The 17,991-nt window shown below is 67.0% G+C and carries 14 protein-coding genes and 1 pseudogene; 1 reads left to right on the forward strand and 14 read right to left on the reverse strand.

The window, feature by feature from the left end:
- Positions 1–50 precede the first annotated feature (50 nt).
- Positions 51–1,946, reverse strand: a pseudogene (locus tag JGR78_RS18535) (PhoX family phosphatase).
- 569 nt (positions 1,947–2,515) lie between these two features.
- Here JGR78_RS18535 and JGR78_RS01600 point away from each other — a divergent pair.
- Positions 2,516–3,067, forward strand: coding sequence for an IS5 family transposase (locus JGR78_RS01600; protein ID WP_370576548.1), 552 nt, complete (start codon positions 2,516–2,518; stop codon positions 3,065–3,067).
- Positions 3,068–3,405: 338 nt separating this feature from the next.
- Here the strand turns inward: JGR78_RS01600 and JGR78_RS01605 are convergent, their stop codons facing one another.
- The 13 genes from JGR78_RS01605 to JGR78_RS01665 form a co-directional block, all read right to left on the reverse strand.
- Complete coding sequence (locus JGR78_RS01605; protein WP_200559402.1) at positions 3,406–4,416, reverse strand: phosphotransferase family protein; 1,011 nt, start codon at positions 4,414–4,416, stop codon at positions 3,406–3,408.
- Positions 4,413–5,630 carry an acyl-CoA dehydrogenase family protein gene (locus JGR78_RS01610; protein WP_182791804.1) on the reverse strand — a complete coding sequence of 406 codons (1,218 nt, stop codon included), beginning with the start codon at positions 5,628–5,630 and terminating at the stop codon, positions 4,413–4,415. The genes JGR78_RS01605 and JGR78_RS01610 overlap by 4 nt, the downstream gene beginning before the upstream one ends.
- 9 nt (positions 5,631–5,639) lie before the next feature.
- On the reverse strand, positions 5,640–6,377 hold the full coding sequence (locus JGR78_RS01615; protein WP_182804185.1) for an SDR family NAD(P)-dependent oxidoreductase: 738 nt from the start codon (positions 6,375–6,377) through the stop codon (positions 5,640–5,642).
- 19 nt (positions 6,378–6,396) lie between these two features.
- Positions 6,397–7,671 carry a TRAP transporter large permease gene (locus JGR78_RS01620; RefSeq protein ID WP_182793572.1) on the reverse strand — a complete coding sequence of 425 codons (1,275 nt, stop codon included), beginning with the start codon at positions 7,669–7,671 and terminating at the stop codon, positions 6,397–6,399.
- On the reverse strand, positions 7,668–8,192 hold the full coding sequence (locus JGR78_RS01625) for a TRAP transporter small permease (protein ID WP_182793571.1): 525 nt from the start codon (positions 8,190–8,192) through the stop codon (positions 7,668–7,670). The genes JGR78_RS01620 and JGR78_RS01625 overlap by 4 nt, the downstream gene beginning before the upstream one ends.
- Before the next feature lie 25 nt (positions 8,193–8,217).
- Complete coding sequence (locus JGR78_RS01630) at positions 8,218–9,222, reverse strand: TRAP transporter substrate-binding protein (RefSeq protein WP_182805940.1); 1,005 nt, start codon at positions 9,220–9,222, stop codon at positions 8,218–8,220.
- Positions 9,223–9,259: 37 nt separating this feature from the next.
- Positions 9,260–10,990, reverse strand: a complete 1,731-nt coding sequence (locus JGR78_RS01635; RefSeq protein ID WP_182805939.1) for a thiamine pyrophosphate-binding protein — start codon at positions 10,988–10,990, stop codon at positions 9,260–9,262.
- A 184-nt stretch (positions 10,991–11,174) separates the two neighbouring features.
- Positions 11,175–12,740 carry a class I adenylate-forming enzyme family protein gene (locus JGR78_RS01640; RefSeq protein WP_182793568.1) on the reverse strand — a complete coding sequence of 522 codons (1,566 nt, stop codon included), beginning with the start codon at positions 12,738–12,740 and terminating at the stop codon, positions 11,175–11,177.
- A 65-nt stretch (positions 12,741–12,805) separates the two neighbouring features.
- Positions 12,806–14,071, reverse strand: a complete 1,266-nt coding sequence (locus tag JGR78_RS01645; protein ID WP_182793567.1) for an ABC transporter substrate-binding protein — start codon at positions 14,069–14,071, stop codon at positions 12,806–12,808.
- Positions 14,071–14,892 (reverse strand): transporter substrate-binding domain-containing protein, encoded by an 822-nt coding sequence (locus tag JGR78_RS01650; RefSeq protein ID WP_182793566.1) that lies wholly within the window; start codon positions 14,890–14,892, stop codon positions 14,071–14,073. Before JGR78_RS01650 ends, JGR78_RS01645 begins: the two co-directional genes overlap by 1 nt.
- Before the next feature lie 20 nt (positions 14,893–14,912).
- Positions 14,913–16,652, reverse strand: coding sequence for a PQQ-dependent dehydrogenase, methanol/ethanol family (locus JGR78_RS01655; protein ID WP_182793565.1), 1,740 nt, complete (start codon positions 16,650–16,652; stop codon positions 14,913–14,915).
- A 42-nt stretch (positions 16,653–16,694) separates the two neighbouring features.
- Positions 16,695–17,144 carry a cytochrome c gene (locus tag JGR78_RS01660; protein ID WP_182793564.1) on the reverse strand — a complete coding sequence of 150 codons (450 nt, stop codon included), beginning with the start codon at positions 17,142–17,144 and terminating at the stop codon, positions 16,695–16,697.
- Positions 17,145–17,275: 131 nt separating this feature from the next.
- Positions 17,276–17,956, reverse strand: coding sequence for a GntR family transcriptional regulator (locus JGR78_RS01665; protein ID WP_182793563.1), 681 nt, complete (start codon positions 17,954–17,956; stop codon positions 17,276–17,278).
- Positions 17,957–17,991: the final 35 nt, after the last annotated feature.

Here is a 17,991-nt window from a genome sequence, read left to right on the forward strand (position 1 = left end):
GCAAGGGCGGCCGGCGGGCCGCCCCTTTCGTCATCGTGGCCCTTGCAGGTTCAGCCGATCCTGCCGCCGCCCTGCCGGGTGATCGCGACCACGGCCGGGCGGACCGGCATGGCATCGTCGAAGTCGGGCCAGCGGGTGGACAGGTCCTCGTAGTAGGAGGGGCGGCCGTGGCCTTCCCAGTCCTTGCCTCCGTCGCCCGGGTGCTGGACCGCAAGGAAGAAGGTGGAAAGGTCGGGGGTCGGGCAGGGGCCGCACATCTTGGCACCGACCGGCACGCGGTAGAACAGGCGTGACGTGCCGCGCGCCGGTCCCTCGATGTCCACTGCTCACAACCCGTCGGTGCGCCCGGTGGCCGTCGGGTTGTTGCCGTCGGTCGAGACCCAGAGCCGCCCGTCGCTGTCGATGGCGCAGTTTTCGGGCATGCCGAACCAGCCGTTCCCGGTCGTCGCGGTCGAGAAGGTCGCGCCGACTTCCGCCACCGAGGGATCGCCGCACTGAAGCAGCACTTCCCACTTGCCGCTGGTGGCGGCGAGGTCGGCATTGTCCTGGATGATCTCGATGATATGTCCGAAGGCGATGTTGACGCGCGGGTTGGCTGCATTCGCCTCTTCGCGCCGGGTGTTGTTGGTCAGCATGACATAGGCGCGGCCGGTATCCGGGTTCGGCTCGATGTCCTCGGGGCGGTCCATCGGGGTCGCGCCCAGCAGGTCGGCGGCGCGGCGCGTCTCGATCATCACGTCGGCCTGGCTCTCGAAGCCGCTTTCGGCGGTCAGCGGGCCTTCGCCGTGGGTCAGCGGCAGCCAAGCCACGGTGCCGTCCTCGTCGAAGCGGGCGACATACAGGGTGCCCCCGTCCAGCAGGTCCATGTTGGCGGCGCGGTCGTCGGGGTTGAACTTGCCGGCCGTCACGAACTTGTAGACATAGTCGAACCGCTCGTCGTCGCCGAGGTAGAAGACCACCCCGCCATCCGGCGCCACCGCGCTTTCCGCGCCCTCGTGCTTGAAGCGGCCAAGGGCCGTCCGCTTTCTCGGCACCGAATCAGGGTCGTTCACGTCCACCTCGACGATCCAGCCGAAGCATTGGGTTCGTTGGGTTCCTTCGACACGTCGAAGTGCTCGTGGAACCGGCCCCAGTCATAGGCATCGGCGGGAAGGCCGAGGCGGTCGTAGTTCGCGGCCTCGCGATGGCCCTCGGGCAGAACGCTCGAAATAGCCGTGGATGTTTTCCTCGGTCATGATGTAGGTGCCTCAGGGCGTCACGCCGCCTGCGCAGTTGTTGATGGTGCCCAGCACCTCGCGCCCGGTCGGGTCGGCGTTGGTCTGCAGGCGCGGGTGCCCGGCGGCGGGGCCGCTGATCCGCATCGGCGTCTTGGCGGTGATGCAACGGTTCAGCCTGCCGTCCAGCACCGGCTGCCATTTGCCGTCCACCCTGCGGATCTCGATAACGGTGCCGCCATGCGCGGCCATCTTGATGTTGACGCGGTTCTCGTCGGCCTCGGAAATCGCGATCTTGCCGTCGGTGACGGTCCCGATGCCGGGGAACATCAGGTGCGGGTCGGTGTATTCGTGGTTGACCACCAGCAGCCCGTGGTCGTCGGCGCCCTCCGGCGGGATGAAGCCCATGAAGTCGTTGTTATAGCCAAACTGCCGTTCCTGCGCGGCCTCCGTCTGGTTCAGCGGGTCGAAGTCGGGCGCGTCGGCGAAGACCTCGTCACCCCAGCACAGCAGGATGTCGGCGTCATAGCCCTCGGCGGCATGGTGGTCGCGGTCCACCCCGGCCACAATCTCGGGGAAGTCGAAGACCGAGCCCGCCGCGGCATCCTGCGCCTGCGCCTCGCCGGCGGCGAACATCGCCATCGGGCTGACCGTGGCCCAGATCGCTGTCGCGGCCATCGAGCCCATCAGGAAGCCGCGACGCGAGAACCGGGCAGCGATGATCTCGCCCATCGTGCGGTTGTTCGTCGGGTTCCGGCCGGGGCCGTCGGCCTCTTCCAGCGCGCTGGCGGGAAAACATGGCGGGAAGTATCTTGCTCGGTCATGAGCACGTTCCTGGCTCGACTTGCTGAGAATCGCGACCGGCCATGACGAGGCCGCAGCTGGTATCGGCCTAGCGGGCGAATGTGGCTCTGGGATGACAGGTCATGAAGTTGCGGCCACACCGGATTGGCATGTGGCGCGTAGCGCCTTGCTCGTCCTGCTGTTGATGAAGTGGAACGGCCTCCTGAGAGCACCTAACACAACCGCTGCTCATGCGTTGACGGGCCATGAGCAAGCCCCTTGTCTCCGATGATCCATGGGCGGCGCTTTCGCCGCTTCTGCCAAGGGAGCGGCCGAAGCCCAAAGGGCGGCCGCCCGCGATGCGATGATCGCCTGGCCTTGGCCGGCATCATCTTCGTTCTGCGATCCGGCATCCCCTGGGAAATGTGACCCTCGCGAGTTCGGCTGCTCCGGCATGACCTGCTGGCGCAGGCTGCGTGACTGGCAGACAGCGGGCATCTGGACCAAGGCTCCATCGCGTGCTGCTTGAGCAGTTGTCGGACGCCGGGTATCTGGACTGGAGCCGCGCGTCCCTTGACAGCGCCGCCGTGCCGGCGAAAAGGGGGTGCCGAGACCGGCCCGAACCCGACGGATCGCGGGCCGAACCGGGCACGAAGCGCTTGTCTGTGGTCGACCGCAAAGGCACTCCGCTCGGGGTGCGCCTGAGCCCGGTTAACCGGCGCGACAGCCGGATGATGGCACTCACCCTGGACGCCTTGCCGGGCGTGCGCCATGGGCACGGTCGTCCGCGCAAGCGCCTCGGCAAGCTTCACGCCGACAAGACCTATGATCAGCATCGCTGCCGGAGCGGATGCCGAAAGCGCAGGATCATGCCCCGCATCGCCCGGCGAGGCATGGACCACAGCGAAAGGCTGGGCAGGCACCACCGGGTCGTCGAGCGAACGTTGGCTTGGCTCAACCGGTTCCGCCGCCTGATCATCCGCTACGAGCAGCGCGCCGACATCCACGAGGACTTCGTCCTGCTCGGCTGCGCCCTCATCTGCCTCAACCAGATCAGAAGGTTTTGTTAGATGCTCTTAGTTCGGATGGCGCGATGTGGTCCAGCCCGAGGGGTTCACCCAGCGCCGGAACACGGCCGCATCACGGAACCGGTCCAGATTTCGACAGCACTTCCCTGGTGCCGCTGATTTTCGGGGCCGCTTTCCTGACCCTGCCCGGTAACGGCGGCGGGTCCCTTTACGGACCATGCCCGCCTAGTCGTGCTCGGGTCTGCCTGTTGACGACAGCAGCGACTCGCGCGTACTGCGGCTGCGATCGGCAAGCTTTGGTGAGCAGCCGCGCTAAGATAGTCCAGCTTGGTGTGGCGGCGCTGCGGATTGTAGAAGAGCGTTCGATGTAGTCGAACATGTCACCCCGTCGGCGGCGTTTCTCCCAGCACCTCCCAGGCTCTTTGGGCGAAGCGGCCCGCCAGCGGGGCGTAGCGGGCGGCCTCGGGGTCGGCGGCGGTGCCCTGGGCGGCGCGGTCGGCGATGCCCGTGAAGATCACCGCGAAGCTGAAGAGCGCAAAGGCGATGTGGAAGGCTTGGGGCGGGGGAACCTCGGGGTGGACCTCGCGGTAGGCTTCGAAGAACCCGGCCTCGGTGGGGATGCCCTCGGTTTCGGCGCCGAGGATGCCGCCGTATTCGTCCGGGCTGGTGTGGAAGGGCATGGCGGCGAAGCCGAGGTCGGCCAGCGGATGGCCGATGGTGGACAGTTCCCAGTCGAGGACGGCGATCACGCGGGGCTCGGTCGGGTGAATGAGCATGTTGCCCAGCCGGAAGTCGCCATGGGCGATGGAGGACAGCCCGTCGTCGGGCGGCTGCAGTTCGGCCAGCCGTTCCGACAGCGCCAGCAGCACCCTGTCCTCCGCGAAGGAGGAGGCCTCGAGCTGGCTGGTCCAGCGGTGGATCTGGCGGGCGAAGTAGTCGCCGGGGCGGCCGAAGTCCGACAGGCCGATCTCGTCCGGCCGGACCCGGTGAAGCCGGGCAAGAGTGCGGACCATCGACAGGTAGACCTCGCGCCGTTCGGCCGGGGAGAGGTCAGGCAGGCGGCCGTCGGAGAAGACCCGGCCCTCGACGAAGTCCATCAGGTAGAAGGGTGTGCCCAGCAGCGCGGCGTCCTCGTGGAACAGCAGCGCGCGGGGCACCGGCACATCGGTGTCCTCAAGCGCCCGCATCACCCGGAACTCGCGGTCGATGGCATGGGCGCCCTTGAGGATTTCCCCCGCGGGCTGCTTGCGCAGCACCATGCGGCGGGCGCCGTGATCGACGATGAAGGTCGGGTTCGACTGGCCCCCGCCGATGCGCGAAAGGTGCGTCTCGCCGGGGCCGAAGTGCTGGGCCAGGAAGGGATTGAGCCGTTCGGGCGTGACCTCGCTCATGCCTCATCCCCCTCGACCGGCCAGGACCAGAACCCCCGCCCCTCGGCATCGAGGTTGCGGCTGAGAACCATCTTGTGGACCTCGTCCGCGCCATCGACCAGCCGCGCCTGGCGGGCGTAGCGGTAGATCCATTCCAGCGGCGTGTCCTTGGAATAGCCGCGCGCCCCGTTGATCTGGATCGCGGTGTCGGCGGCCTTGTGCAGCAGGTTCGCCACATGGACCTTGGCCATCGAGACCTCTTTCCGGGCATAGCTTCCCTGATCCAGCGCCCAGGCGGCCTTCATCACCAGCAGGCGGCCCACCTCGATCTGCATGGCGAGATCGCCCAGCATGATGCGGATGCTTTCGCGGTTCGACAGCCGCTCGCCGAAGGCGAAGCGTTCATGGGCATAGGTGGTGGCGATCTCGACGCAGCGCTTCGACAGCCCCAGCCAGCGCATGCAGTGGGTCAGCCGCGCCGGCCCCAGCCGCATCTGCGTCAGCTTCAGACCGTCGCCCTCGTTCAGCAGAAGGTTCTCGGCGGGGATCTCCATGTCCTCGAAAACCAGCTCGCAATGGCCGCCGTGTTCCTCGGGCCCCATGATCGGGATGCGCCGCTCGATCCGCCAGCCGGGGGTGTCGCGGTGGAACAGGAAGGCGCTCAGCCCCTTGCGCGGGTCCTCCGAGGTGCGCGCGATCAGCATGAAATGCCCCGCGTCCTCGGCCCCGGTGATGAACCACTTGCGGCCGCGGATCACATAGCTGTCGCCCTGCCGCGTGGCAGTCGTCAGCATCATGCCGCCGGGGTCCGAGCCCGAGCCGGGATGGGGTTCGGTCATCACGAAGGCCGACCGGACGCGGCCATCCACAATGGGCTGCAGCCAGCGCGCCTTCTGTTCGGGCGTGCCGGCCTTTTCCAGCACCATCATGTTGCCGTCGTCGGGCGCGGCCGAGTTGAACACCACGGGGCCGAAGATCGAGCGGTTCATCTCCTCGTAGCAGACCGCCATGCCGATCTTGCCAAGACCCTGCCCGCCGGTTTCCTGCTTGAGTTGCAGGCACCACAGCCCCTCGGCTTTCGCCTTGTCCCGCATCACCTCAAGCACATCAAGGCGGATGTTCTCGTGCGCGTCGTAGTTCGCGCGGTCCTCCTCCAGCGGCAGCAGCTCGTCCTCGACGAAGCGGGCGATGCGGCGGCGGTAATCCTCGATGCGCGGCGGAATGGTGAAATCCATGGGGAACCCTCACAGGCTGGAACAGAGATGGCCGCCATCGACGACGATGGACGATCCGGTCATGTAGCGCGCCCCGTCGGAGCAAAGCAGCCGCAGGGGCGCGTCGAGGTCGCCAAGCTGCCCGAGCCTGCGTTGCGGGATGCGCCGGATCAGCGTCTGGCCCGGTTCGGTCGCGAAGAAGTCGCGGTTCAGGGCCGTCTCGATATAACCGGGGCAGAGCGCGTTCACACGGATGCCGTAGCGCGCCCATTCCAGCGCCAGCGCCTGCGTCAACTGCACCACGGCGGCCTTGGAGGCGGCATAGGCCGCGACATTGCCCGCCACCCGGAAGCCGAGGATCGAGGCTACGTTGACGATGGCGCCGCCGCCCGTGTCGCGCATCCGCCGCGCCGCCGCCTGCGCCACGTGGAAGACACCCTTGACGTTGGTGTCCAGCACGGCGCCGAACTCCTCCGGGTCGGTGTCGATCGCGGGCGCTGTCGCGGTGATGCCGGCGTTGTTCACCACCACGTCGATGCGTCCGGCGACCTGCGCGAAAGCGGCCGCGACAGACGCCGCATCCGCCACGTCCAGCGCCACCGCCTGCGCATCCCCGCCCGAAGCCCGGATCGCATCGACCTGCGCCGCGATCTTCCCCTCGCTGCGGGCGGCCAGAACAACCCGCGCCCCGTCACCCGCAAGAACAGAAGCAAAATGCGCCCCCAGACCGCTCGACGCACCAGTCACGAGAATGGTTCTGGGGGGCATGGAAAGGTCCTTCTTCACGTCAGTATCCCGGCAGGATGTGGTACCATAGCGCGATGCCGGGCACATAGGTGATCGCCGCCAGCATGATCAGGCAGGCCAGCAGGAACCACCCGATCTGCCGCAGAAGCGCCATGATGGGAATGCGGTTCGTCAGCGAGGCCACGTAGAGGTTGGCTGCAAGCGGCGGGGTCAGCAGGCCGATCTCGATATTGATGACGACGACGATGCCGAAATGGATCGGGTCGATGCCATAACGGGCGGCGGCCGGCGCCAGCAGCGGTCCCATCAGCAGGATCGCGGCGCTGGTTTCCATGAACATGCCGACGACCAGCAGCGCCAGGTTCACCAGCAGCAGGAACATCAGCGGATTCTCTGTCAGCCCGACCGCAAAACTGGCAAGGTCCTGTGGGATCTGCTCCAGCGTCAGGGCACGGTTGAAGATGGTGGTGAAGCCGATGATGAACATCACCGCCGCCGCGCTGACCGCCGCGCGCACAAAGGCGTCGCCCAGTTGCCGCGATCCGGCCGAGCGCGAGATCAGAATGTAGAGAAGCGCATAGACCGCCGCGACCCCCGCGGCTTCGGTTGGGGTGAAGATGCCGGTGTAGATGCCTCCCAGCACCAGGATCGGCATGAACAGCGCGGGCAGTGCCGAGGTGAACTCGGCCGCGAAGGACCGCACGGGGGCGGACGATGGCGCCTCGTGTTCGATGCCGCCGTCGAGGACATGGCGGGCGCGCAGGGCGTGGACGATCATGATCGCGACGATGAAGATCAGCCCCGGCAGCAGCGTGGCCAGGAAAAGCTGGGTGATCGACGCGCCCACCGCCGAGCCGTAGAGGATCAGCGGGATCGACGGCGGCAGAAGCACCCCCAGAAGCCCGGCCGAGGCATTCAGCGCGCCCACATAGCCCGGCTTGTAGCCGCGCTGCAGCATCTCGGGGCCAAGCGCCCGGCCGATGGCGGCGACGGCGGCCACCGACGATCCCGTGACCGCCCCCATCATGGCACTGGCGCCGATCATGATATGGCCCATCGAGGCCGGGACGCGCGCCATCAGCCGCTTGCTGACGCCGACCAGTTGCCGGGTCAGCCCGCCCTGGGTCATCAGCTCGCCCCCCAGCATGAACAGCGGGATGGCGAGGAAGGGATAGACCAGCAGCGCGTCCAGCGTCGTCTGCGCGGCATAGTCGAGCGAGACATTCCAGCGGTCCGGCTGGATCAGGATGAACAGCGAAAAGGCGATGCCGACCGGCAGGCCGATCAGCAGGAAGCCGAACAGGACAAGGATCATGCCGTGCTTCCCCCTTCGGTGCGGTCAACCACCATTGCGATCATCTGCATGACCACGTGGAAGGCCATCAGCGCCATGCCTACCGGAAACAGCGCCGCCAGCGGCCACAGTGGCGTGCCGAGGTCCAAGAGCTTGTCGCCCGTCATGCGAAACTCCTGCATCAGGATCCAGCCGCTGCGGAAATAGATGGCGGCGAAGGCCAGGATGCCGATGGCGGTGATGACCGCGGCCACCCGGCGGATGCGCGGCCCGCCCACTGCATGGACGATCTCGACCGAGATGTGGCTGCCCAGATAGGTGCAAAGCGCGCCGCCGATCAGGGTCAGCGGCGCAAGCGCCGCAAGCCCAATCTCGGAATAGTTCGGCAGCGCCAGCCCGAAGTTGCGGACCACGACCGAGGCCATCGTGGCCAGCGCCATGACCAGCATCGCCAGCCCGCAGACCACCTTTTCGGCAACCACGATCCGCCGCTCGACGGACTGCATCCGGCGGAACCAGACAAGCGGCCCGGCCTCAGGCATGGGGTTCATTGCCATTGCGCCGCTCTCAACCATTGATGAGCGTCCGCAACTCGGCCATCCGCTCCTCGCCATAGACGGGGGTCAGTTCCGCCCAGACCTGATCGGCAACCGCGCGGAACTCGGCCACGGCTTCGGGCGACAGCTCGGTCACTTCCAGCCCCGCCGCACGGATATGTTCGAGCGCGGCTGCCACGTTCTCGCGGTTGCGCTGGACCTGCCACTTGCCGACCTCGTCGCCGATGGCGGCCAGAAGCGCCTGGTCCTCGGGCGACAGCCGGTCCAGCGCCCGCTTGCTGCCGGCGATGCTGGACATGACATAGGAATGGTTCGACAGGGTGACGTATTTCTGCGCCTCGAAGAAGCGCGCCTGGTCGATCAGGATGACGCCGTTCTCCTGCCCGTCCACGGCGCCCTGCTGCAGAGCGGTGAAAATTTCCGGGAAGGGCAGGGTGACGACCTGCACGCCCGCCTTTTCGAACAGCAGCTTCAGCGACTGCGAGGGCACCACCCGCATCTTGAGGCCCTGCAGGTCGGCGACCGAGGCCACCGGATGGCGCGAGTTCGAGATGGCGCGGAAGTCGTTCTCGAAATAGCCCAGGTTCACCAGCCCGTGCCGCTCCATCGTTTCGTTCAGCGTGCGGTGCAGGACGTTCGGCTCGCCGTAATAGATGCGGTCGGCTTCCTCGTAGCTTTGCGCCACGAAGGGCAGGATGTGGAAGTCGAAGAGCGGGTCGATCCCTACCATCGAGTTCGGGTTGACGAAGGTCAGTTGGATCGTGCCGCGCGACAACTCGCGCCCGATGGCCTCGTCGCCGCCGAGCTGGCCCGCCGGGAAGACCTGCACCTCGATGCGGCCCTCGCTGCGTTCCCTGGCGAGTTCCGCGAATTGGAGCGCCGCTTCCCCGACCGAGCTTTGCTCGGGGAAGACATGGGCCAGCCTCAGCGTGACCTCCTGCGCGGCGGCAGCCAGCGGCAGCGCCAGACCTACAGCCAGTGCAAATGCGCGGGTCAAGTTTCGTGCGATATTCATGGTTCTCCTCCCTTGATCGCTTATGCGGCTGACGCCCTCACTCCTCAGGTGAGGAAGCCAGCCATTTCCGTTCGGCCGTGTCCCAAGCCTCCAGCGCCTGATGGTCGGGCACCCAGGCCAGCCCCGACTTGCTGTCCGAGGACGCGATCTCGGGGCTGGTCACGGCGTCGATCAGCGCGGGCGCCCCGCCGCGCACCACCGCCAGCGCCTGATCCAGCGCGGGGCCGATCTCGTCATGAGTGGTCAGCCGCCAAGCCTGCATCCCAAAGGCGCGGGCCATGGCGGCATGGTCGGCATATTGCAGCCGCGTGCCGACAACGCGGCCGAAGCTTTCCTGCTGGTCGCGGACCTCGATTGCCCACGACCCGTTGTTGCTGATGACGATCAGCGCAGGCGCACGGTGGCGCACGGCGGTGTCGATCTCCATCGCCGTGAAGCCGAACGAGCCGTCGCCCGTGACCGCGACCACCTGCCGCCCCGGCGCCGCCTTGGCCGCGCCCACGGCAAAGGCCGTGGCGATGCCGATGCAGCCCAAGGGACCGGGGTCGAGGTAGGTCTGCCCCTCCAGCGCCACGCGGGCGAAGCTGAGGATGTCGCCCCCATCGGCGATGACGATGGCCTCGGGGTCGAGCCTACGGCGGATCTCGGCCAGCAGGCGGTTCGGGTTGATGCGGCCGTCGGGACCGGGTGCGGCGGATTCCATCTTCGCTTGCATCGCCTCGGCCCGCGTCCGGTGGCCCTGGGCCATCTCGGCCAGCCAGTCGCGGCCTCCGGTCAGCTCGCGCTGTGACAGCCGTTCGGTCAGCGCGGAAAGGGTCAAGGGGATGTCCCCGGCCAGCCCGAGGTCGCCCAGCCGGTTGTCGGACAGTTCCGCCGGCTGGTCGGAAATCCGCAGGAAGGCCGCGCTTCCGAAGACCGCGGGCGAGCCATAGGCAAGCTGGAAGTCGAGCTTGCGGCCCAAGGTGATGACCAGATCGGCCTGCTTCATCGCCGCCCCCCGCATCGCCGCGATATGCGAAGGGTGGTCGGCCGGCACGATGCCCTTGGATTCTCCCGTGTCCAGATAGGCCGCGCCCGAGGCCGACAGGAAGTCGGCCAGTTCCGCCCCGGCCCCGTTCGCCCCCCGCCCCGAGATGACCAGCACGCGCGAGGCCCGCGCGATCATGTCGGCGGCAGCGTCCAGATCGGCGGGCAGGGGGGTCACGCGCGGGCGGGCGCCCCCCTTCAGGTGCTCGCCGGCCAGCAGCACCGGCGGCACGGCTTCGCGCTGCAGGTCCACCGGCAGGTCGATGTAGCTCGGCCCCGCCTCGCCTGCCTGTCCCTGCGCCGCCGCGATGGCCGCGTCGAGTTCGCGCGCAACCGACGTCACATGCCGCAGCGTGCGAGCATAGCGCGTCAGCGAGCGCAGCAGATCGACATGGACCATGTCCTGCAGCGCGCCGCGGTTCTCCTGCGGGCGCGGCGGCAGGCCCGAGATCACCAGCACCGGGATGCGCGAGACATGGGCGTTGGCGATCCCCGTCATGGCATTGGTAACGCCCGGCCCGGCCGTGACCATCGCCACCCCCAGCCTGCCGCTGACGGCGGCCGAGGCATGGGCCATCATCACCGCCGCGCGTTCGTCGCGGACATCGACGATCTCGATCCCCTCGGCGTCCAGCGCCATCCACATTGGCATGATATGCCCTCCGCAGAGCGCGAAGACCCGTTCAACCCCGCGCGCCTTCAGCGTCCGTGCGACCAGCACTGCGACTGTGACCTGCGTCATCTCCTTGCATCTCCTCCCAAAAGGCGACCCCTGCGGTGCTGGCGGCACCGTGCCGCTGCCTTCATGAATGCCGCGGCCCGCATGGGACCGCCTGCGAATCAACGCTCTCTCCTAAAGTGTAATTCAGAATTCTGAATTCAGAATTTCTGGCTAGGCCGGCTTTGTCAATCATCAACCTGCCCCGTCATGCAGCCGCCGTCCGTTCCGTCAGCCGGTCGCGCAGCAGCCGGTGCTGGATCTTGCCGGTGGCGGTGCGCGGTATCTCGTCGTCGGATACGAAGCTGACGCTGCGGGGTAGCTTGAAGCGGGCGATGCGGTCCTCGCACCAGCCGATCAACTCGCGTTCCGAGATGCCCACGCCGTCATGCAGGACGACCACGGCATGGACCCGCTCGCCCCATTTCTCGTCCGGCAGGCCGATCACCGCCACGTCGCGGACGGCGGGGCAGGCACCCAGCGCCGCCTCGATCTCGGACGGATAGATGTTCTCGCCGCCCGAGATGATCATGTTCTTCTTGCGGTCGATTAGGCGGATGAAGCCCTGCTCGTCCCGCAGGGCCATGTCGCCCACGGTGCAATAGTCGCCCCGGAAGGCCTCGGCGGTCTTGCCAGGCTGGTTCCAGTAGCCGTCGAAGGTATAGGGTGTCGAGGAATAAAGCTCGCCCGCCATGCCGTCCGGCACCTCGTTGCCGTCGTCGTCCAGCAGACGGACCGGGGCCGAGCCGATGCATTCGCGGCCCACGGTGCCTAGGTTGGTGAATTGCTCGTCGGGGTGCAGCATCGTGACCCAGCCCGCCTCGGACGATCCGTAAAGCTCGAACAGACCCGAGTTCGGGAACATCTCCATCACCGCGCGCTTGGTGTCGGCGCGGGCGGGGGCGGATGAGATCATCATCTTCCGCATCGCGCCAAGGTCGCGGTTGCGGCCCGATGTCTGCGCGGCCAGCATCATGATGTAGTGGGTCGGAACCAACGAGGTGAAGGTGGACCCGATCTTCTCCATCACCGACAGCGCGTGCTCGGGGTCGAAGCTGGGGCGCGAATAGATCGTGTTGACCCCCCCGCAATGGGCGAAGGAGCAGAAAAAGTTCAGCGAATTCGCATGGCACATCGGCATGACCAGCAGCGCGTCGTCGTTGCGGCCGATGGACAGCTCAACCTGCGTCACAAGCGACACCAGCGTCATGCCGCGATGGCTGCGGATCACCCCCTTGGGCTTGCCGGTGGTGCCTGAGGTATACATCAGCGCCCAAGGGTCGCTGTCGGCCACAGCCACCGCAGGCGCGCTGTCCGAGGCGCGGGCGATCAGGTCCTCGTAGGACTGCCAGCCCGCAGGCGGCGCCTCGGTGCCGAAATGGATGAAACGGTTTGTGGGGATCGGCAGGTCGGATCGCACTTCCTCGATCATCCCGTAAAGCGAGTCCTCGGCCACCACGCAGGCGGCGCCCGCGTCCTCGATGATGAAGCGTATCTCGATAGGGGCGAGGCGGAAGTTTATCGGCACTGCGATCAGCCCGGCCTTGGCGCAGGCGGCATAGATCTCCGCCCATTCTAGGCGGTTGTAGGCGAGAACTGCCACCCGATCGCCCTTGACTAGTCCGAGTCCCGTCAGCGCATTGGCCAGCCTGCGGGCGCGGGCGTTCCACTGCCCGAAGGTCAGCGCACGTTCCAGGTCGCGAGCGCCCAAGCGGTCGGGCGCCATGCGGGCCTGCGCGTCGAGCAGGCCGCCCAAAGTCAGCAACTGCCTCATATCTCCTCCTTGCCCCCTGATGGGGGCTTCCTTCGGTTCGCGCCGCAGATGAAATGCGGCTTCTGCTATCCTGATTGCGCAGGTGATCCGCACTTGCCCGTCGGGGCGGGAGCCGGGTTCAGTTGGGCCAGCAACTCAGCCCATTCGGTGATCGCCTGCGGGGTCAGTTCTTTCGTCGCGGCCGGGTTGACTCGCACGGCATAGAGCGGCTGGCGCAATTGACCATCGCTCGGATTGAAGACGGTGTCCTTGCCGATGGAGGGCCTCTGCACAGGATCGGAGAGCCAGGCGGCAAGGTCGGTCCCGCTCGTGCTGCCGGTAGCCTCGGTCGCCTCGGCTACCAGTCGCAGGGCCGTCTGTGCCGCCCAGGCCGAGGGGTCCATCGGGATCCGCCAGCGGGCGAGGAAGTCGGCGTTGAGGGCGGCGGCCTCGGCCGTGTCGAGCCGTGCTTCCCACAGGGCGAGACGAGGTGCTCCACCCACGTTGGGCGCAAGCTGGCGGCAACGGTTGTAGAACTCGCGCGTCTGAGTCGCGGCCCAGGGAAAGCCGGTGATCGGCACGGTTGCGCCCTCTCCCTCGGCAGTGGCAAGCAGGTTCAGTTGCACCAGCCAGTCGGTCAGCAGCAGCACCGCCTCGGCGCCACTGTCCTGCAGATCCGACAACGCCGAGCGGAACAGGGTGGAGTCCCGGCTGACAATGCTGGTGCCCGTGACCTCCGCCCCCGCGCGGCGCAGATCCGCTTGCGCCTGCGCCAGCAGGTCCACATGGGCGGAGTCATCCTGGTGGATCAAATGCCAGCGGTTCCTGCCTTGGCCGCGGTAAAGCTCCGATAGCGCCGACAGATAGGTGCTGGCAGGTGCCTCGAGATGCAGGGTGCGCCCGCCGCAGAACTCAGCTCGCAGCCCATCCGCAGGCGCGGCGATGTTGATAAACAGGGCGCCCGCATCCCGCGCGACCGCGCCGATGGCGCGCGCATCCTTGGCCGAAAAGCCGCCGATCAGCACCGTCGCGCGGTCGCGCTCGACCAGCCGCTCAGCCGCGCGGCGGGCCGAGGCCGCTTCAGGCGCGTTGGCCAGCAGCAGGCGGTGCGGCTCGGTACCCATGGGCGTTGCGCGCTCGAGATCGTCGCTGGTGATCAGCAGGCCCTTGCGGGCGGCTTCGGCCGGGAAGGACAGATTGACGCCGACCAGCGGCAGGCCGCGCCCGGCCAAGGGCAGGATCGCGCCCACCCGCAGTGCGGGGCGGGTCGCCCGGGCCAGCGCCGGCGCGGCGACTCCTGCCGCCAGCGCGGCCATCAGGGCCTGCCGCCGGGTCAGGAGAGGGACGCGCATCACTCAGTCTCCGCGAGATGAGCCGCGCTGCGCTTGGTGACGGGACGGGTCGGGATGCCTGCGTCCTCCAGCACGGCCTGGATCTCGTCCCAGCGCTCGCTCAGCGCGCGGTTGATGTCGTTGCGAAAGGCGATGTCCCCGTAGCGCACACCGATGGTGAACATGGCGACCATGGGCAGCACCGGCAGGTCGATCTCGGGCGTGACCAGCGTGAAACGCAGTTCCGCCTCGTGCCCCGCGAGCGAGGCGGCGGTCGGTCCCCAGAGAATGGCGAGGTCGATCTCTCCCGCCGCAAGGGCCTGCACCATCCCGTCGGTCCCGGCATCGTCCAGCCGGGCCTGCGGGAAATAGCGCAACTGCCCCGCCAACCCGCGCTTGGCCAAGGCCATGACCGGCGGGATCGGATGCCGCGGATCGCCGGCGACCCCGATCCACAGCGATTTCAGCGCCGGGTCATCTAGCGAGGCCGGCAGCGCGGCCCCGCCGTTATGTGTCATGAAGACAAAGCCCGTGGCGTAATAGACCTGCGAGGTCTGGAACCCCTCGCTCTTGTCTGGGATGCTGATCGCCACGTCGCAGCCGCCGGCGTGCATGATGCGGCGCAGCGTGCGGCTGCGGCGGTCGGGCAAGGTGACAAATTGCAACTCGGCCCCCATTGCATCCGCGAGGATCGCGGCCACGCGGTCGTCAATGCCAGTTTCGTCCGCGCGGGTGTAGGGCGCCGCATCCGGCGCCCTGCAGACAGACAGGGTCCAGGCCCCGGCAAGGGACGGCAGGGCCAGCAGCCCTGCCATCCCCAATATCGCCCATGCTGCGCGCATTGCCCTTGTCCCCTTTTGGTTCAGGGCAATGCGAAGACATAGACGGTGCCGCCCTGAGAAACCTCGGTCTTGGTGCCCCAGGCCTGGTCGATGAAGCTTTGGAAGCGCTCAGCATCGACGCCCCAGCCGGTGGTAATGGCGATATGCTGTTTGCCGTCCACCTCGAAGCTGGTGGGCGGCGCAACTACCCCGCCGTCCAGCTTGACCGACCACAGCTCGGCCCCGGTTTCCGCATCCAACGCGCGGAACATTGCGTCGTTGGTGCCGCCCAGGAAGACCACGCCCCCGGCGGTGGACAGGATCGGCCCCCAGTTCGGCGACTTGAAGTTCACCTGCCACTTCTTTTCCAGCGTGCGGATGTCCCAGGCTTGGACCGCGCCGATGTGCTCCTTGGCAGCCTCGGTGGGCGTCATCTCAAGCCCGGAGCCGAGATAGAGCACACCCGGCTCGTATTCGACCGGCGCCCCTTCCATTGCGCCGCAATGGTTCTCGTTTACCGAGATGAACAGCGTTCCGGTCGCCGGGTCATAGGAGTCCGCCGGCCAGTCGCGCCCGCCCCAGGCCGAGGGACAGAACTCGACCCGCTTGCCCAGTTCGGGCAGGTTCTCTTGGTTGTACTCGGGACGCCCTGTCTCGGGATTGAGCCCGGTAAATGCGTTCTGATAGACATAGGGCTTGCCTTCGATGAAGGACAGCTTCCCGTCCGAACGGTCGAGCTTGTAGATATAGCCGTTTCGGGCGAAGCGGACGGCCAGTTTCTGGGTGTCGCCATTCTCGCCCTGAAGGTCGATCAGGGTCGGCGGCACGACCTCGTCCCAGTCCCAGGTGTCGTTCCAGTGATACTGGAAATGGGTGGCGATGGCGCCGTTCTCGGGGTTCAGGCCGATGGTCGAGGCGGTATAAAGGTTGTCGCCCGGCCTCAGCGCGCCCACCCAGGGCGCAGCGTTGCCGACGCCCCAATAGGCCAGCTTCGCTTCGGGGTCGTAGTTGCCGGTGATCCAGACCGGGCCGCCGCCGTTCTGCCATGTGTCGCCCGGCCATGTCTCGCTGCCCGGCTCGCCCGGCGCGGGGATAGTGTAGGTCTTCCACAGCGGATTGCCCGTCCCGGCGTCGAAGGCTTGGACAAAGCCGCGGATGCCAAGTTCCCCTCCGGAAACCCCGGCCATCACCCTGCCGTCCACGACCAGTGGCGCGAGGGTGGAATAATAGCCCTCCATCCAGTCGGCCATGGTCTGCGACCACAGAGGCTCGCCGGTCTTCGCGTCCAGCGCGACGACCATTGCATCCTGGGTGGTGGTGAAGACCTTGTCGTCCCACAGGGCGACGCCACGGTTCGCGGGATGGATCGGCACCAGATCCTCGGGGATCGGATGCTGGTAACGCCAGTGTTCCCCGCCAGTCTTGGCGTCCATGGCGATGACCTGGTTGTCATGGGTCGTCATGAACATGACGCCGTCATTGACGATGGCCGCTGCCTGATGCGCGCCACTGGCGGGCAGGGCAGTGAACTCGGGCGCGGGGCGGTAAGGACCGGTCGGATGGCTCCATACCTGCGTCAGCTGGGCGACATTGTCTTTGGTGATCTGGGTCAGTGGGCTGTGGCCATGGCCGTCATAGGTGCGGCGCGATTGCAGCCAGTTCCGTTCCTCGGGCTGGGTCAGGCGCTCGGCGGTAACGGGGCTGTAGTCGGCGATTTCGGCCGCCGCCGGGCCTGCCAGCACCAGCGCGATCAGCGAAACCGAACGAAGCAGTCCGTGCATCTGGGTTCCTCCTCCCATGTGTCCTGCAGGCCGCGGGAAGGCCTAACGCATGTCCTTGACGTCCTGCGGGATGACGTGCCCGTAAGCATTGCCCCAGCTGTTGCGGGCGAAAGTGGCAATCAGGGCGATCTGCTCGTCGCTGAGATGCTCGCCCAAGGGTGGCATGTAGCCGCGCCCGTTGATGATGATCGAAGCGATATAGGCCGCATCGGCGATATTCTCGTTGCCCGACAGGGGAACGCCCGCCTTGCCGCGCATCCCGTGACAGCGCCGGCAGTTCTGGAAGAACAGCTTTTCGCCATCCGCCATCATCTCGGGGGTGACGCCCTCGGGCAGGGCGACGGGCTCAGTTGGGGCGGCCGTGTCCGTCCCGGCCGGCGGGCCCGCTGTCGGCAGGATCGGAGCGGCGGCGGTCGCAGCTGGGGCAGGTGCTGCTTGTTGGGCTGACGCCCGAGGCGGCAGGGCCGCGCTCAGCATCAATGCACAGGCCATCGGAAATCCCGTTGAGAGGTTCAGGTGCATTTCTCCTCCCGCATCCTGAATTCGGAATTCAGAATGTTAAACGTACAGACTTCTGTCAACTGATTCGCGCGACATCGAAGAAAGCAAAGCGGATCGTCTGCTCAGAACTCGCGTTCGGCCAGAGTGCGCAATAGGGCGTCCTGTGCGCCGAGCACATGTTCTGCCGCCAGCCGTTCCGAGGCTGCCGCATCGCCTGCCAGCAGCGCGTCGAGGATGTCGCGGTGTTGGCGCCAGACGATCTCGCCCCGCTCGGCGTGCAGAAGGACCGCGACCATCACCCGGCGCAGATAATTCCAGTGAGCAGCGGCAGTGTCTGCAATGAAGGGATTGCCCGACATCTCGTAGATAAAGGAATGGAACTGCACGTCGTGGCTTACAGCATCAGACGCATTGCTGCGGTTCCGTGCGGCCTCGCCTTCGGACAAGATCGCCTCGCCCCGTCGGGCAAGCTCAAGGGCGAAGGCTGGCGAGGCGGCAGTGCGCTCTGTCACCAATCGGGCGGCCAGCTGATCCAGCACAATGCGGATCTGGTAGTGGTGAATCACGTCATTGGCGTTCAGCGGCGCCACATAAAGGCCGCGCGCGCCAAGCTCGACCACCAGTCGCTCGTTCTTCAGCAGCAGCAAGGCCTGCTGCACGGGCTGGCGCGATACTCCCAGTGCTGCCGCCAGTTCCTCTTGCACCAGATGGGTGCCGGGGGTCATCTTGCCATCGCATATGCTGTCGCGAATGGCATTGTAGACCTGCTGGGCGCGACTGGGGGCGGTGGCAATCGGCTGCATGTGGTAATTCCTCAGCTTGAATGGCGAGCGGCCGG

The organism is Paracoccus sp. MC1862 (assembly GCF_016617715.1).
Lineage (GTDB): Bacteria > Pseudomonadota > Alphaproteobacteria > Rhodobacterales > Rhodobacteraceae > Paracoccus.

What these genes read in the sequence shown, in the direction of transcription:
- JGR78_RS01605 (WP_200559402.1), bottom strand. Translation starts at nt 4,416, where the DNA reads ATGAGCGAGGTCACGCCCGAACGGCTCAATCCCTTCCTGGCCCAGCAC.
- JGR78_RS01610 (WP_182791804.1), bottom strand. Translation starts at nt 5,630, where the DNA reads ATGGATTTCACCATTCCGCCGCGCATCGAGGATTACCGCCGCCGCATC.
- JGR78_RS01615 (WP_182804185.1), bottom strand. Translation starts at nt 6,377, where the DNA reads ATGCCCCCCAGAACCATTCTCGTGACTGGTGCGTCGAGCGGTCTGGGG.
- JGR78_RS01620 (WP_182793572.1), bottom strand. Translation starts at nt 7,671, where the DNA reads ATGATCCTTGTCCTGTTCGGCTTCCTGCTGATCGGCCTGCCGGTCGGC.
- JGR78_RS01625 (WP_182793571.1), bottom strand. Translation starts at nt 8,192, where the DNA reads ATGCCTGAGGCCGGGCCGCTTGTCTGGTTCCGCCGGATGCAGTCCGTC.
- JGR78_RS01630 (WP_182805940.1), bottom strand. Translation starts at nt 9,222, where the DNA reads ATGAATATCGCACGAAACTTGACCCGCGCATTTGCACTGGCTGTAGGT.
- JGR78_RS01635 (WP_182805939.1), bottom strand. Translation starts at nt 10,990, where the DNA reads ATGACGCAGGTCACAGTCGCAGTGCTGGTCGCACGGACGCTGAAGGCG.
- JGR78_RS01640 (WP_182793568.1), bottom strand. Translation starts at nt 12,740, where the DNA reads ATGAGGCAGTTGCTGACTTTGGGCGGCCTGCTCGACGCGCAGGCCCGC.
- JGR78_RS01645 (WP_182793567.1), bottom strand. Translation starts at nt 14,071, where the DNA reads ATGCGCGTCCCTCTCCTGACCCGGCGGCAGGCCCTGATGGCCGCGCTG.
- JGR78_RS01650 (WP_182793566.1), bottom strand. Translation starts at nt 14,892, where the DNA reads ATGCGCGCAGCATGGGCGATATTGGGGATGGCAGGGCTGCTGGCCCTG.
- JGR78_RS01655 (WP_182793565.1), bottom strand. Translation starts at nt 16,652, where the DNA reads ATGCACGGACTGCTTCGTTCGGTTTCGCTGATCGCGCTGGTGCTGGCA.
- JGR78_RS01660 (WP_182793564.1), bottom strand. Translation starts at nt 17,144, where the DNA reads ATGGCCTGTGCATTGATGCTGAGCGCGGCCCTGCCGCCTCGGGCGTCA.
- JGR78_RS01665 (WP_182793563.1), bottom strand. Translation starts at nt 17,956, where the DNA reads ATGCAGCCGATTGCCACCGCCCCCAGTCGCGCCCAGCAGGTCTACAAT.